Annotated in this window: 15 protein-coding genes; 9 read left to right on the forward strand and 6 right to left on the reverse strand. The window is 42.8% G+C overall.

The genetic code is table 11. From position 1 onward, the window contains the following. The first annotated feature begins 66 nt into the window (after positions 1–66). From AAC000_RS13775 to AAC000_RS13795, 5 genes are read left to right on the forward strand one after another with little or no spacing between them, the layout of a single operon-like run. Positions 67–1563 (forward strand): CoA-acylating methylmalonate-semialdehyde dehydrogenase, encoded by a 1497-nt coding sequence (locus AAC000_RS13775; protein ID WP_339723428.1) that lies wholly within the window; start codon positions 67–69, stop codon positions 1561–1563. Positions 1564–1571: 8 nt separating this feature from the next. Further along, positions 1572–2729: an acyl-CoA dehydrogenase family protein gene (locus tag AAC000_RS13780; RefSeq protein ID WP_339723369.1), complete on the forward strand. Its 1158-nt coding sequence runs from the start codon at positions 1572–1574 to the stop codon at positions 2727–2729. A 39-nt stretch (positions 2730–2768) separates the two neighbouring features. After that, positions 2769–3923 carry an enoyl-CoA hydratase/isomerase family protein gene (locus tag AAC000_RS13785; protein WP_339723370.1) on the forward strand — a complete coding sequence of 385 codons (1155 nt, stop codon included), beginning with the start codon at positions 2769–2771 and terminating at the stop codon, positions 3921–3923. Between the two features lie 10 nt (positions 3924–3933). Continuing rightward, complete coding sequence (gene mmsB, locus AAC000_RS13790) at positions 3934–4845, forward strand: 3-hydroxyisobutyrate dehydrogenase (protein ID WP_339723371.1); 912 nt, start codon at positions 3934–3936, stop codon at positions 4843–4845. Beyond that, on the forward strand, positions 4842–5603 hold the full coding sequence (locus tag AAC000_RS13795; RefSeq protein ID WP_339723372.1) for an SDR family oxidoreductase: 762 nt from the start codon (positions 4842–4844) through the stop codon (positions 5601–5603). Before mmsB ends, AAC000_RS13795 begins: the two co-directional genes overlap by 4 nt. Positions 5604–5780: 177 nt before the next feature. On the opposite strand, the gene AAC000_RS13800 is transcribed toward AAC000_RS13795, so the two are convergent. Further along, positions 5781–6485, reverse strand: coding sequence for a transposase (locus AAC000_RS13800; protein ID WP_339723373.1), 705 nt, complete (start codon positions 6483–6485; stop codon positions 5781–5783). A gap of 118 nt (positions 6486–6603) precedes the next feature. On the opposite strand from AAC000_RS13800, the gene AAC000_RS13805 reads away from it, so the two are divergent. Next, entirely contained in the window at positions 6604–7431 is an 828-nt protein-coding gene (locus AAC000_RS13805) for an alpha/beta hydrolase-fold protein (RefSeq protein WP_339723374.1), read from the forward strand. Positions 7432–7658: 227 nt separating this feature from the next. Here AAC000_RS13805 and AAC000_RS13810 read toward each other — a convergent pair whose 3' ends face one another. Next, on the reverse strand, positions 7659–8975 hold the full coding sequence (locus AAC000_RS13810; protein ID WP_339723375.1) for an amidohydrolase family protein: 1317 nt from the start codon (positions 8973–8975) through the stop codon (positions 7659–7661). A 710-nt stretch (positions 8976–9685) separates the two neighbouring features. Here AAC000_RS13810 and AAC000_RS13815 point away from each other — a divergent pair. Further along, on the forward strand, positions 9686–10147 hold the full coding sequence (locus AAC000_RS13815; protein ID WP_339723376.1) for a hypothetical protein: 462 nt from the start codon (positions 9686–9688) through the stop codon (positions 10145–10147). 266 nt (positions 10148–10413) lie between these two features. Beyond that, the gene (locus tag AAC000_RS13820) at positions 10414–10629 is read left to right on the forward strand and encodes a hypothetical protein (protein WP_339723377.1); all 216 of its coding nucleotides are present in this window, start codon (positions 10414–10416) and stop codon (positions 10627–10629) included. A gap of 162 nt (positions 10630–10791) precedes the next feature. Here AAC000_RS13820 and AAC000_RS13825 read toward each other — a convergent pair whose 3' ends face one another. From AAC000_RS13825 to AAC000_RS13835, 3 genes are read right to left on the reverse strand one after another with little or no spacing between them, the layout of a single operon-like run. Beyond that, a complete protein-coding gene (locus AAC000_RS13825) occupies positions 10792–11748 on the reverse strand; it encodes a glutathione S-transferase family protein (RefSeq protein ID WP_339723378.1) in 957 nt (318 codons plus the stop codon). Further along, complete coding sequence (locus AAC000_RS13830) at positions 11748–12356, reverse strand: NAD(P)H-dependent oxidoreductase (protein ID WP_339723379.1); 609 nt, start codon at positions 12354–12356, stop codon at positions 11748–11750. The genes AAC000_RS13825 and AAC000_RS13830 overlap by 1 nt, the downstream gene beginning before the upstream one ends. Before the next feature lie 23 nt (positions 12357–12379). Continuing rightward, on the reverse strand, positions 12380–12829 hold the full coding sequence (locus AAC000_RS13835; protein ID WP_339723380.1) for a DoxX family protein: 450 nt from the start codon (positions 12827–12829) through the stop codon (positions 12380–12382). Positions 12830–12952: 123 nt separating this feature from the next. Between AAC000_RS13835 and AAC000_RS13840 the strand changes: the two genes are divergently transcribed. After that, complete coding sequence (locus tag AAC000_RS13840) at positions 12953–13855, forward strand: LysR family transcriptional regulator (protein ID WP_339723381.1); 903 nt, start codon at positions 12953–12955, stop codon at positions 13853–13855. 4 nt (positions 13856–13859) lie between these two features. On the opposite strand, the gene AAC000_RS13845 is transcribed toward AAC000_RS13840, so the two are convergent. Then, positions 13860–14768: an MBL fold metallo-hydrolase gene (locus AAC000_RS13845; protein WP_339723382.1), complete on the reverse strand. Its 909-nt coding sequence runs from the start codon at positions 14766–14768 to the stop codon at positions 13860–13862. Position 14769 lies beyond the last annotated feature (1 nt).

Here is a 14769-nt window from a genome sequence, read left to right on the forward strand (position 1 = left end):
GGTTTACGTTAACGTAAAGGTAAAATTTTGTTAATCTCTGGAAATCTGAACTACCGAGAAGCATTTATGCAACGTGTTCCATCTTTGATTAACGGTGAATTCACCATTTCGTCTTCGCCTCAAACCATTGCAGTGACTGATCCTGCGAATAATAAGCTGATAGCAGAATTACCATGCAACACTGACGTAGAGTTAGCCTTAGCTGTTGCAAGTGCCAAAGCCGCATTTGAATTGTGGAAAGAAGTGCCTGCATCAGAAAGAGCCAGAGTGATGATGCGCTATCAACAACTGCTCAAAGAGCATCATGATGAGATTGCTACACTTTTGAGTAGTGAGACGGGCAAAACTTTTGCCGATGCCAAAGGGGACGTATGGCGAGGTATTGAAGTGGTTGAACAAGCCATGAATATTCCCGCAATGATGATGGGTGAAACCGCTGAAAATGTGGCCCGTGGTATTGATACTTATAGTTATATTCAACCTTTAGGTGTGTGTTTAGGGATCACTCCTTTTAACTTTCCCGCAATGATACCTTTGTGGATGTTTCCTATGGCGGTTGCTTGTGGCAATACTTTTATTCTTAAACCATCGGAGCAAGATCCTTTAACACCCATGAAACTAGCTGAGCTTTTTGTACAAGCAGGCGCACCAGAAGGCGTATTAAACGTGGTGCATGGTAGTAAAGATCAGGTGAATAAACTACTGGTTGACCCTGATATCAGAGCGGTATCTTTTGTTGGCTCAGTACCAGTAGGGCAACATATCTACAAAACCGCAACCGACAACATGAAACGTGCGCAATGTTTTGCTGGAGCTAAAAATCATTCAGTGGTTATGCCTGATGCGAATAAACAGCAAGTATTGAATAATCTAGTGGGTGCTTCAGTGGGCGCTGCGGGTCAGCGTTGTATGGCAATTTCTGTGGCAGTATTTGTGGGTAATACTCAAGAGTGGATTGCCGAATTGACTGAGTTGTTAAAGGCCGTGCAACCTGGGTTATGGGATGATGAAGCGGCAGGTTTTGGCCCGCTAATCAGCCCCCAAGCCAAACACAAAGTGTTATCCCTTATTCAACAAGGTAAAGACGAAGGCGCCACTTGTTTGCTTGATGGTTCTGACTTTGAGTTGGATATAGACGGTTATCAAGACGGTAATTGGGTAGGGCCTACTGTGTTTTCTGATGTTACTGAAGACATGGTGATATACCAACAAGAAATTTTTGGCCCAGTATTATGTTGTATGGCAGTGGATACCCTAGAAGACGCTATCGCCTTAGTCAATCGTAATCCTTATGGCAATGGCACCTCTATCTTTACCGCCAGTGGCGCAGCTGCTCGTAAATACCAACATGAAATTGAAGTGGGTCAAGTAGGTATCAATGTGCCTATCCCAGTACCTTTGCCGTTTTTCTCTTTTACAGGTTGGAAAAACTCTTTTTATGGTGACTTGCACGCTTACGGAAAACAGGCAGTACGTTTTTATACTGAAACTAAAACCGTTACTGCTCGCTGGTTTGAGGATGATATTGCCTCAGGGCCCAATATGACTATCTCGTTGAAATAGGTGGTGTTATGAATTTTGAATTAACCGAAGACCAACTTGCCTTTGCCGAAACCGCCAAGCAATTTGCAGAACAAGAACTCGCACCTTATGCGGCTAAGTGGGATCGAGAGCATATCTTTCCAAAAGAGGTGATCCAAAAAGCCGGAGAGCTGGGATTTTGTAGTTTGTATACCCCAGAAGGTGAAGGAGGTTTGGGCTTAAGTCGCTTAGACTCTTCGATTATTTTTGAACAACTCGCAATGGGCTGCACCGCAACCACAGCCATGATGACCATTCATAATATGGCAACTTGGATGGTCGCCACTTGGGGAACAAGAGCAGCTAAAGATAAGTGGTGCCCCAGTTTAGTGACGGGTGAAAAACTGGCTTCTTATTGTTTAACTGAGCCAGGTTCAGGTTCAGATGCAGCGGCGATGCGTTCTACCGCTAAAAAAGAAGGCGATAGCTACCTATTAAATGGCTCTAAAATGTTTATCTCAGGCGCCGGTGAAACCGATGTCTTGGTGGTGATGGCACGCACTGGTGAAGCGGGCCCTAAAGGCATTTCTGCTTTTGTGGTGCCTGCCGATGCCGAAGGTGTAATTTATGGCAAGGCCGAAGAAAAAATGGGCTGGAATGCGCAGCCAACGCGCCTGATAACGTTTGACAATGTTTGTCTCTCTGCTGATAGTTTATTGGGCGCAGAAGGTCAGGGTTTTACCTTTGCTATGAAAGGACTAGACGGCGGTCGTATCAACATTGCCACTTGCTCTATTGGTACTGCACAAATGGCTTTAGAAACCGCTACTGCCTACATGCAAGAGCGTACGCAATTTGGTAAACCCTTGGCGGCGTTTCAAGCGTTACAATTTAAGCTAGCAGATATGGCGACCGAACTAGTAGCAGCAAGGCAAATGGTAAGATTGGCGGCATTTAAGTTAGATAATCAAGACCCAGAGTGCAGCGCGTATTGCGCCATGGCAAAACGTTTTGCCACTGATGTGGGATTTAATGTGTGTAATGAAGCATTACAAATTCACGGTGGTTATGGCTACATCAAAGAGTACCCTTTAGAAAGATATGTGCGAGATGTGCGAGTTCATCAAATTTTAGAAGGTACCAATGAAATTATGCGCATGATCATTGGTAGACGATTGTTAGCAGAAAATGCGGGTAACATTCTTTGAGACTTTTTATAGCAACGCTTCAGATAAGTAAGGAATAGTATGTCTAATGAAAATGCCGTGGTTGTTTTTGATGAATTAATCACAGAGTGTGGTTTTAAAATTGGCCATGCAACCTTGAATAAGCCTGCCGCACTCAATGCCTTAAACTTGCCCATGATCAGACTGCTGACGTCGCAATTAGAAAAATGGCAACAAGATCCCCAAATTGCCATGGTATTTTTAGACGGCAGTGGTGACCGCGCATTTTGTGCCGGTGGCGATATTGTGTCTATGTATAAGTCGATGCAAGCCTCGCAAACCGGCAACAATAACTCGGATGTAACGAATCAATTAGCCTTGCAGGAATTTTTCACCGAAGAATACCAACTCGATTATCTAATTCACACTTTTGCCAAACCTGTATTAGTGTGGGGTAACGGCATCATAATGGGGGGCGGACTAGGTTTGATGAGTGGTGGCAGTCACCGCATAGTCACTGAAACGTCGCGTATTGCTATGCCTGAAATCAGTATCGGATTGTACCCAGATGTAGGCGGCAGCTATTTCTTAAATCAAATGCCAGAGGGTAACGGGTTGTTTTTGGGGTTAACGGGGGCAAGCATCAATGCCAGCGATGCGTTGTATAGTCATTTGGCTGACTACTTTATTCCACATGATGCAAAAGTCAGCCTATTTGCCAGACTACTTAGCGCCAATTGGCAAGAGGAGTTATTGCAGCAAACCTTATCCAGTATTTGTGATGATTTTCACTCCTTACATATTGGTCAATTACCCCAAGGTCATCTCCAGGAAAATCAGGACTGGTTAACTCATTTGGCTGAGCAAACTAATGTGGCAAAAGCGGTTGAATACATATTGTCAGCCAATGCTGAGGATAATAAATGGTTAAACAAAGCACAAAATACGTTACGAGCTGGATCACCTATTACAGCCCATCTGGTATTTGAACAACTGCGAAGAGGCAAAGATATGACTTTGGCAGAGTGCTTTCAGATGGAGTTAGGTATGTCTTGCCAATGTGGTGAATTTGGTGAATTTCAAGAAGGAGTTAGAGCCTTAATGATTGATAAAGATAATCAGGCCAACTGGCGTTATCAATCTGTAGAGCAAGTTCCACAAGCCACTGTTGATTGTTTTTTTGCAGAAATTTGGTCACATGGCGCTCATCCTTTAGCACACTTAAGCGCAAGTTAGGGGGAATAACATGGAAAATCAACTACCTAAAGTAGCCTTTATCGGTTTAGGCAATATGGGCGCACCTATGGCGCACAACTTGTTAAAGGCCGGCTTTTCAGTCAGTGTGTTTGACCTAGTGCAAACTGCTATGGACAACTTAGAACAAGCAGGGGCTACACAGGCAAAGTCTGCAGAAAATGTTGTACAGGAGGCGGATGTCGTGATCTCCATGTTACCGGCAGGCAAACACGTTGAGTCACTTTATGTGGGTGAAAAGGGGCTCATAAAACATCTTAAAGCAGGGGCATTGGTGATTGACTCAAGCACCATTGACGCCGCTACTTCAAAGATGGTGGCCAGTCAATTAGCACAAAAAAACATCCATTTTATTGATGCGCCCGTATCAGGTGGGGTAGGTGGAGCAACAGCAGGTACGCTGACCTTTATTGTGGGGGGAGACCAGCAGGACTACGTAAGGGCATTACCTATTTTGCAGGCTATGGGCAAAAATATCTTTCATGCAGGTGACCACGGAGCCGGTCAAGTGGCGAAAATATGCAACAATATGTTGTTATCAGTTTTGATGTTGGGTACCTCAGAAGCCTTACAAATGGCCATTGATAATGGCCTAGATCCTAAAGTGATGTCAGATATTATGTTGCAAAGTTCGGGTAGAAACTGGACCTTAGAATTGTATAACCCTTGCCCAGATGTGATGCCAAATGCACCTTCTTCACATGACTACCAAGGGGGATTTATGGTGGATTTAATGAAGAAAGACTTAGGGCTAGCAATGGATACGGGATTAAAAAGCCAGTCTGCTACTCCTATGGGGGCCTTGGCACAAAGTTTATACAGTATTCATAGTCAGCAAGGCAACGGTCAACTGGACTTTTCCAGTATTTTTAACTTATTTTCCAAGCAAGAGAAGTCGAAATGAATTTACAAAACCAAGTGATTGTCATCACAGGTGCAGCCCAAGGTTTGGGCAAAGCCATGGCTGAAGAATTTGCTAAACAAGGCGCACATATCGCCCTTTTAGACATGCAGGCTGACGCAGTAGAAGCCGCAGCTAACGACATCGAAAAGTTAGGCGTAAAAGCGAATGGCTACGCGCTGAATGTCACCGACGAAAAACAAGTGGAAGACACCTTTGCAAAAGTGGTCGCAGATTTTGGACAAATTAACGGTTTAATCAACAGCGCAGGCATTATGCGTGATGGCATGTTGCTAAAGGTCAAAGAAGGTAAGATCGTCAGCAAAATGCCCTTAGAACAGTTTCAATCCGTATTAGATGTCAACGTGACAGGCACTTTTTTGTGTAGTCGCGAAGCTGCTGTGCAAATGGTTGAGACCAAAAGCAAAGGTGTAATTGTGAACATCTCATCTGTTTCTCGGGCAGGCAATGCCGGCCAAACCAACTACTCTGCCTCTAAAGCGGCAGTCGCCACCATGACAGTATCTTGGAGTAAAGAACTCGCCCGTTTTGGGATTCGCACTGGCTGTATCGCCCCTGGGCTAGTAGAGACTGCTATGGCGGCACAAATGCGCCCAGAAATGCGTGAAATGTTTATCAAAAGTATTCCCGCTCAGCGCTTAGCCGATGTGGAAGAACTGGCTCACGCCGCGAAGTTCATTTTTGAAAATGAGTATTTTACAGGTAGGACGTTGGAATTGGATGGTGGGACTAGGGTTTAGGCTGGGGAACTCCCTTTTGTAAATCCTTTGAGTGTTTTTAATAGGTAATATAGCCATCCTTAGTTGATGGCTTTTTTATACCCTGTTGGATTCTGCCGTCCCAGTCAAAATATGTGACATTATTGGGGTCAGTGACATTAATGGGGGTCATTAATGGGGGTCAGTGTAAAGTTAAATTTAATCATCCTTATTTTTTCGCCATCCAATTCGTCTGCCCACCTTTTTTGGCGTCATCCTTCTACCAGTTAGTTCTTCAATTTGAGCCTTAAACCGTTGATTTCCAATTGCCATCCCCTTATTTATGGCTAAACGAATATCTTCCAATAATTTGTCCTCTAAGTGCTGTGGGAATAATGCGCGATAAGCGGCTTGGCGATCTTTGGCGTTTTTGCCCAATGCTTGGTACAACATATGGTGTGTGCTAAGTTCTGATATTTTACCCAGTGCGTTTATCTGAAAACTTGACCAACTATATTGGGCTGGGTCGTTTACTATCCCAGCGCGAACAGGGTTCAATTCAATATAGCGACTGACTTGTAATAGATAATCATCTTGCTGCACTAAACAGGATTTAAAGCGTCCTTCCCATAGTGAGCCTGTGCGTTTATAGGCATAGTTAAAATATCGCACATATTGCCGACCTAATGCTTGCATCATTTTGCTGATAGCATTACTGGCTCTTGGTGTGCACAGTAAATGGACATGGTTAGTCATTAGCACCCACGCATGGATATCGACCTCATATTTTTTGGAGTATTCTTTTAACCAACCTATATAGGCAGCCCTATCTTGGTCGTTGGCAAAACAAATCTGTCGATTATTACCGCGTTGTATAACATGTTGCGCAACACCTATCGGTGATACTCGGTTTAGTCTAGCCATAGAAAAGCCGACGATATTGGAAATGGTTAAGTGTAGTTCATATTTAATTTTACGCTGACCCCAGTTATTCTGCTGACCCCAGTTATTCTGACCCCAGTTATTCCCAAAGGAAGTTTCATTGAAGTATTTAGTATTCTTTATTTTTCTGTTGTATTGCTCATTGGGGTTCGCTAATGAAGGTTTTGAAATACCACGAAGTAAAACTGTGGAATTAACTGAACCCTCAACAGAAAGGGTTTATTCATTATTTATAAAAACACCTCGTTCATACGAATCGAATAAAGTTAAAAAATATCCAGTCATTTATTTAATGGATGCCTTGTATAGTTTTCAAATTGCGTCTGGCGCTACTCGATTTCCCATGAATAGTGGCGCAATGAAAGAGGCGATTATTGTCGGCGTGTCTTATTCAAAGGGATCCAAAGGTGCATCTAGTCGTATAAGAGATTACACGCCGAGTAAAGCCGCTAGCTGGAAGCTACAAACTGGCAATGCTGAAGGACATGCTAAATTTATTCGAGAAGTCGTCTTTCCCCACTTAGAAGCTAACTACAGAGTGAGTTCAACGGAGCGCACTTTTGTAGGCAACTCACTCGGAGGTTTGTTTGGTGCTTACATACTGTTTAAGCAGTCAGATATGTTCAGCAGTTATATACTTGGTAGTCCGTCAGTGTGGTTTAACAACTATGACGTATTAGCCATAAATATCAGGAAGTCTAATTTTCCGATTAAAGTGTATTTATCCGTTGGTAGCTTAGAGCAACCTGAGTTTGGTGAAGGAGAAGATATGGTTACTGGTGCTAAAAAGTTGGCAGAGAAAATTACGGCTCAATCAGGTGAAAATACAATTCTCAAGTTCAGTGTCATTGACGGGGCAAGACATGCTACAGCCTTCCCAACAACCTTGATTCAAGGGCTGGACTGGATTTATGGTAAAAATGAGTAGACTGTCTACAACAAATAATAATAATTGGGGTCAGTGTTAATAATTGGGGTCAGTGTAACGTTAAATATAATCATCTTTATTTTTCGCCCAAATTAACCAGTCAGTGAGCATAACCCTTTAGATTTTTGCTTGATTACTTTTGGGGGTAGCCAAATTTTGCCCCTCATTAAAAGGGGCTTGGGCTGTAATGGGGTAAAAACGAACATTAGTAAGAGTGTTAAAGAGCGTTACTTATTCACAAATACTTTGCCGTCTTTCATTACAAAATCTATATCGAGTAATTGTTCAATATCGTCCAGTGGTGAACTATCGGTAGCGATAATATCGGCTTGTTTGCCAACGACTAGGGTGCCGATTTTGTCACTCATGTCTAATAAATCTGCGCCACTAACGGTGGCGGACTTTAGTATATCCATATTACTCATGCCGGCTTTGGCCATGAGTACGGCTTCATATGCGTTGCCACCGTGGGCGGATACGCCGCTGTCAGTGCCAAAAGCAATTTTTACACCCGCTTGGTAGGCTCGCTCTATATTGCCTTGCATTTCTTTACCGACTTTGCGGGCTTTTTCTTTAATGGCTGGGCTCATAAAATCCGAGTTTTCTGCCATTTCTAAAACGGTATGACCAGCCAATAAGGTGGGCACTAAATACGCGCCGGTTTTTTTAAATAATTTAATCGAGTCTTTTCCGGCATAACTGCCATGTTCAATGCTGTCTACTCCTGCTTCAAGTGCGGCAATAATGCCGTCTTCTTGATGGGCGTGGCTGGCGACTTTGCGGCCCATACGTTTAGCGGCAAGTACCACTTCTTTGAGTTCATCCATTTCCATTTGTTGGCCTGTGCCTGTTGCACGGTCGCTTAGCACACCGCCGGTAGAGGTGATTTTAATTAAATCTGCACCGTACTTAATGGCGTCGCGGGTTGCTCGGCGACAATCATAGGGGCCGTCACAAATATTTGAGCCAGTATAAAACTCCATTAGATCAGGATTCATTCCACTCACATCGGCATGCCCACCTGTAATACCTACACCACCTGCTGCCACAATCCTTGGCCCGTCAATCCAGCCACTATTGATTGCATCTCGCAGAGCGTACATTTCTTGTGCAGATGAGCCCGCGTCTCGTACTGTGGTAAAGCCGGCCTCCAAGGTGCGCATAGCGTACATAATTGAGCGCATGGCCATTAACTGATCCGACATTTTTAAACTGTCACTGTCGTTCTTAGGCCCCAGTTCAAACTGTAGATGTACATGCATATCCATTAAACCTGGCATCACAAAACGATTTTTAAGGTCGATGAGTTCGGCATCTTCACCATAGGTATTAGCGGGTTGATAACCATCAATAATATGGGTAATCATGTCGTCTTTAAGTACTAAAGTTTGCTCTTTGGTTACCGCTTTACCAGGTTCAGCCAGTAAAGTACCGATATGCAGTACTTTGGTTTGCGCCATGAGTGTTCGGCTTAAAAGAACACTAGTTAACAGTACAATAATGGTTGTGATGGGGGAGATGAGTCTAATTCGCACTTGGGTCATGATTATTCCTTTAATAGGGGCATAGTGTGTTTTGGGTACAACAACTGACTAAGCTTACTTTACCCTTTGCCACAAATATGTCTATTTTTGTTGTTTTTTTGTACTCTTGTTAAAGCTTATAATTGATGTCGCTTCGACCTTGGTTTCTTTTTACCGCAATTTTTTAGTTTTTACCGGCAATTACTTTGATTTGGTTCAGGGGTTCTAGTGCCAGTATTTTGCGAACCTTTACGCCCCATATTTGATGGTACATTTTTTTAATCACGCGATTGGTATCAGGCGAACGCGCGATAAGTGTTGGGCCTCGCCGTTTTCGACACTTAAGGTTACAGGCTATTCAGATATATGACAGGGCACTTTTAATCAATTAAAGTAACCTTAGCAGAGCGCGTTTAACGGAGCTAGCAGTGACAACTAAAAAAGCACCCACTGAAAAAAGTAGCAAAGCAGCTGTTATGTTCTAAGCTTTAAATCACTCAAATAACCACGGACGGTGTGTGATGCCTCGATCAGGTAAAACTCAAATCAGTTTCCTTTATAGCTCTTGTATTTCTCACTATGTTCTTCGGAATTTTTTGTGTGTTGTGGTGACCGCTTTGAGGGCAAATTTAGGGAGTAGCGTTACCTACATCACTGCGCTGAATGTAGATGGATTTGTCAGATATTCTCTGCATTCTAATGAGTCAATGAAAAGTTTAAAGGAGTAAGAAATGGCTGAAGAGATTAAATTCTATCCAAACGACGGCACATATTGGTGCCCCACTAATTCATTTTACGCGCAGTATTTGGGCAATGCCCCAAATCCTTGTCGTAAATATCATATTAGCTCGGATATCCCCAGCGCAGAAACAATCGCAAGTGTGGTGCTGCCCTACTTATCCCAAAGGCGTATTGTTCACAAAGTTGTTTCAACCATGAGTTTTTTAAATAGGCAGTCAGCTGGAAAACAAGCGGGTAAGTTCATAACTATCTACATGAACGAATTTGTATCACAGGTAAACCAAGATATCGTTAATTTGGGAGCAGTCCTAAGTCAGCTTAGCGAACAACAGGGTATTCGCCCCAGTCCAAGAGTGCCTCGCACTCGAGGTTTTAGTCATGTATTTATAGAGCAACCTCTAGATGAAGGAATGTTCATATATGGCGGATTTATAGTGGATCCAACTAAGTAAATACAAAGGGGGTGGGGTAATGCATGCTAATGAACTGACGTATTGCAGATTTGTCTCAGAGATAGGAATAAAGCAACTTCTTTATACCTATTTTTTATTTCTTCTGTGTGGGTGATATTTTTACTGAAAAATTCGCTCTAGCTCAGCCAGTCATACCTTGTATTTAAATAGCCAATTGTGAGTGTATCTCGGCTATTAATTGGGTAATCAATACTTGAATAAGATACAACCCATCAACAAAGTTTTGCTGTGGTATAGGTTCAAAAATGCTAATTGAAATGATTATTCCCACTTTTAAATGTAAGGAAGACCAAAAGATATTTTTATCTCGTTTAAGTGCTTTGCCCAACTTTGTTAACGTCAAGAGTGATGGTTTTAAATACTGCGTAACTTTAACGGGGGCTAAAACGGAAAGAGTTGCCAATGGGCTTCAGGAAATATGTAATATGTGGGGAACCAGTTTTGTTACGGTTTCTGAGTAGGTTGATTTTAATTTTGGCTTCAGAGCCACTGCGCGAAACCAACGCGCAATGGCTAAGTATTAATTGAGTCTCTCAAAGTGAGCCTCTCAAAGTGAGCCTCTCAAATTGAGCCTCTCAAAGTGAGAAACTTTGATTACCCCTTCCAACCCAAAGGTGAATGTTTTACGTGTGTTTGCGATTATGGGCTTGGGTAAAATCCTGCTCAGGTCCAAGTGGAATAATTCCCGTGGGATTAATTGTCTTATGACTCCCATAATAGTGGGTTTTGATATGTTCAAAATTCACGGTTTCGGCAATTCCCTCTACTTGAAACAACTCACGCACGTAATTACTCAATGCGGGGTAGTCGGCAATTTGTTGGCGATTGACTTTAAAGTGACCAAAGTACACCGCATCAAATCTAATTAAAGTCGTAAATAAACGCCAGTCTGCTTCGGTCATTTGTTCACCTGTCAGATACCTTTGTTTAGTTAAGATAGTTTCTACCCAATCCAGTGATGCAAATAACGCCTTATAGGCCTTTTCATAGGCTTGTTGGCTGGTGGCAAAACCTGAGAGATACACACCATTGTTAATGGTGTCGTAAACTCGCGCGTTCACCTCATCTATCTGGGTACGCAAGTGTAGTGGATAATAATCACAGTGATTACCGGTTAAATGATTAAAGGCAGAATTAAACATGCGAATAATTTCTGATGACTCATTGCTGACAATAGTTTGGCTGTGTTTATCCCAGAGAATGGGTACTGTGACTCTCCCTTCATAGCTTGAATCTGCCTTTAGATACAGTTGGTAGGCAAATTCAAATCCATAGAGGGGGTCGCTCATCTCCCAGCCATTTTCTAACATTATGGGGTTGACAACTGTGACATCGATGTAATCTTGCAAGCCTTTTAACGCTCGGAAAATCAAGGTTCTGTGGGCCCATGGGCAAGCCAAAGAAACATATAAATGATAGCGGTCTTTTTCGGCTTTAAAACCAGATTCACCATTGGGGCCGGCTTCTCCATTTGCGGTTATGCAACTTCTAAAGCGACTGTCTTGACGGCGAAATTCGCCGTCACTTTTTTTTGTGTCGTACCATTTATCGACCCATTTTCCTTGTTGTAACAAACCCATTATGCAACCACTAAATCTTCGCTGAGTTGAGTATCGGACAAGAGAGAATCAACTTGTTTTTTACCCGACTCAATGATCACTTCCGGGGTACCTTTGGATCCACTGGCATCGATGTGAAATATATCTTTAACACCTAAAAATCCAAAGATATGTGCTAAATAACCGCTGGCAAAGTCCATATTGCTGCCTACAGGTGTACCGCCAGTGCCAGTAATAATAAATACCCGTTTAATATTTAATAACCCAACAGGCCCCTGCTCGGTGTATTTAAAACTCACGCCAGCTCGACAAATAGCATCAATCCAATGTTTTAAGGAGGCCGCAATACCAAAGTTATACATAGGCGCGCCAATTACTAAGGTGTCGGCATCTCGCAGTTCTTGTATCAATTGTTCCGATACCGCCAAATGGGTGTTTAAGCTGTCACGTTTCTCATCTGAAGAACCATGTACGCCCATTAGATCTTGCGCACTGATTGCTGGTAAAGGGTTAACCGCTAAATCACGATGTACCACTTTAGTGTTTAACGCGTTAACAAGATATTGCCCAATAATGCGGGTATTAGAGCCTGTTAAACGGGCGCTGCTGTCTATATGTAAAATGCTCATTGTATTCTCCTAATAAGTGTCGATTATTGATTAGTTAATTTGTTTTGAATTAACTTGTCTAAACTAAGGCTTCCCGCACCTCGAACAGCTAAACCCATACTGATAACTAACAAAGCCAAACCAAATTCGTAGCCACCATTGGACATGAATAGGCCGTTTTGCAAATGCACAGTGATGATGGCCACTAACATAGTCAGGGCTAAAACAACTGCAGTGGGCCGTACTAATAAACCTGCAATTAATAACAGACCACCAAAAAATTCCGCGCTTCCCGCTAAGGCTGCCATTAAAGCGCCAGGAGCAAGGCCAATAGATTCCATCCAACCGGCCGTGCCTTCTAACCCATAACCGCCAAACCAGCCAAATAGCTTTTGAGCGCCGTGAGCGGTAAATACCACACCTGCACCTAAACGAATAGGTAAGGTATCTAGCCCCAAGTTTGTGGTGGTTAATTTAGTGATAAAGGTTTTCATTTTGTTTTTCCAAATAAGTACTTAAGTAACTGATGACCCTAGTCTACTGAGTTGAAAATTTGGAATAAGGGGAGATATGTGTTTAATATGTTCTAATAATTAGAACAATTGAGCGTTGACATTATGGCCAGAAATCCAATTAGCATAGAAGTACTGGAAACCCTTGACGCCATTGAGCGACGTGGCAGTTTTGCAAAAGCGGCTGAAGAGTTGAACAAAGCAACCTCTGCGGTTTCCTACGCAGTGCAAAAACTAGAAGAACAGTTGGATATTTCGTTATTTCAGCGTTTAGGTCGTCGTTCAGTGTTAACACCTGCTGGGCGTTTGATCTTAGCCGAAGGCAGAGAAATTTTACAGACCACTCGCAGGCTGGCAGACAAGGCCAAAGAGGTGGCAACAGGCTGGGAGCCGCGTATCAGCATAGGCATAGAATCGTTGCAGTCTTATCCTGACTTTTTTCAAGTTATAAATGATTTTTTACTGGAATTTCCAACAGTGGAATTTGATGTTTCTGAGTGTGTATTAAATGGTGGGTGGGAAGCGTTAGAGCAGGGCAGGGTAGACTTGTTGGTCGGCTCTCCTGGCCCGGTACCAGCTCTAAAAGGTTACAGATCGGTTGTTATAACTCGCGGCGAATTAGTGCCTGTAATTGCAGCAAAACACCCTTTAGTTAACCGTTTGCAAGACACACCAAACACCGACAACTTAATGGCACAGCTTAGGCGCATTGTTATTCACGATACCTCTTTTAGTGGCATTACTCGTAGTGAAGGGTTAAGTAGTGATGGTCAGATGTTTTATGTGCAAAACATGGATCAGAAAATACAGGCAATATTAGCCGGTATTGGTATTGGTAATTTACCTAAACATAGGATCCAAGATTATCTTGATAACGGGGCACTTTTACCCTTACCCATTCAACAAAAAAATGGCGCAGAATCCTTTTTGGCATGGAAAATCAATAACAAAGGCAAAGGGTTAAAGGCCGTTACTGATAGATTAATTGCGCAACAATCAGGCAAATGACAGCCTACAAATCAATAACCAGCCCATCCCTAGCAAGATGAATTGGCCCCCTATATTTTGCCCGTATAATACCTAGAGTTTCATTTTGAATCGCTAAAGTACGTTTCATAAAATGCGACAACACTAGTTGTTTAACCTGTGCATTTTTGGCTATAAGGGCAATTGCTGAGGGAGGCATATGTAAGTTAACGGCTGCACCAGTAGCATTATCTGGCACGGCATTATTAGCGACTAATATATCGGCATTATTTGCGAACGCGCTAAGCACATCAAATTGATTATTCATATCACCAGAAAACACAATACTACAACCCGCTAATTCAACTCGCCAAGCAACAGCGGCCACTGGACCATGGTGCACAAATGTGGCTTTAGCTGTGATGTCTTTTGAAAGTGAGTAGTCAAATGTTTGCCCTTTAATGAGGGGGACATCGGTTGCAATTATTTTGTAGTCAGCCTCATCGCGTTTATTAACATAATCATTTAAGTACGCAAAAGCGCCCTTGTCACCCATAAGTCTCTGCAGATAGTCGCTAGTAGCAGGCATCAGATCGTTTGCTGCTGGACCATATAGCGAAAGGTTGGTGTTTCTTGAAGTAAAGTAACTACCTTTAATAAAGGCCGCTAAATCTGCGCTATGATCTACATGTAAATGAGTCAGCAGTATGCCTTGTAAGTCCGCAAAATCAGCGCCACTGCGGCCATATTCAACACTAGAGCCCGCACCGGCATCTATGAGTACTCGAGCTTTATTTTTATACCAAATTAAATAACCGCTAGAGTTACGTCCATCGTCAAGTTCTGGGCCTCCTGAGCCCAAAACTTGAAGTTTCACTTGGTCATTTCTGCACTGATTGGCAAAACTCTGGGTGCAAAACAAAATCAAAAACAGAACCGAGACTCGTTTAAACATG

Origin of the sequence: uncultured Paraglaciecola sp., from assembly GCF_963977085.1 — a bacterium.
Taxonomy (GTDB): Bacteria; Pseudomonadota; Gammaproteobacteria; order Enterobacterales; family Alteromonadaceae; genus Paraglaciecola.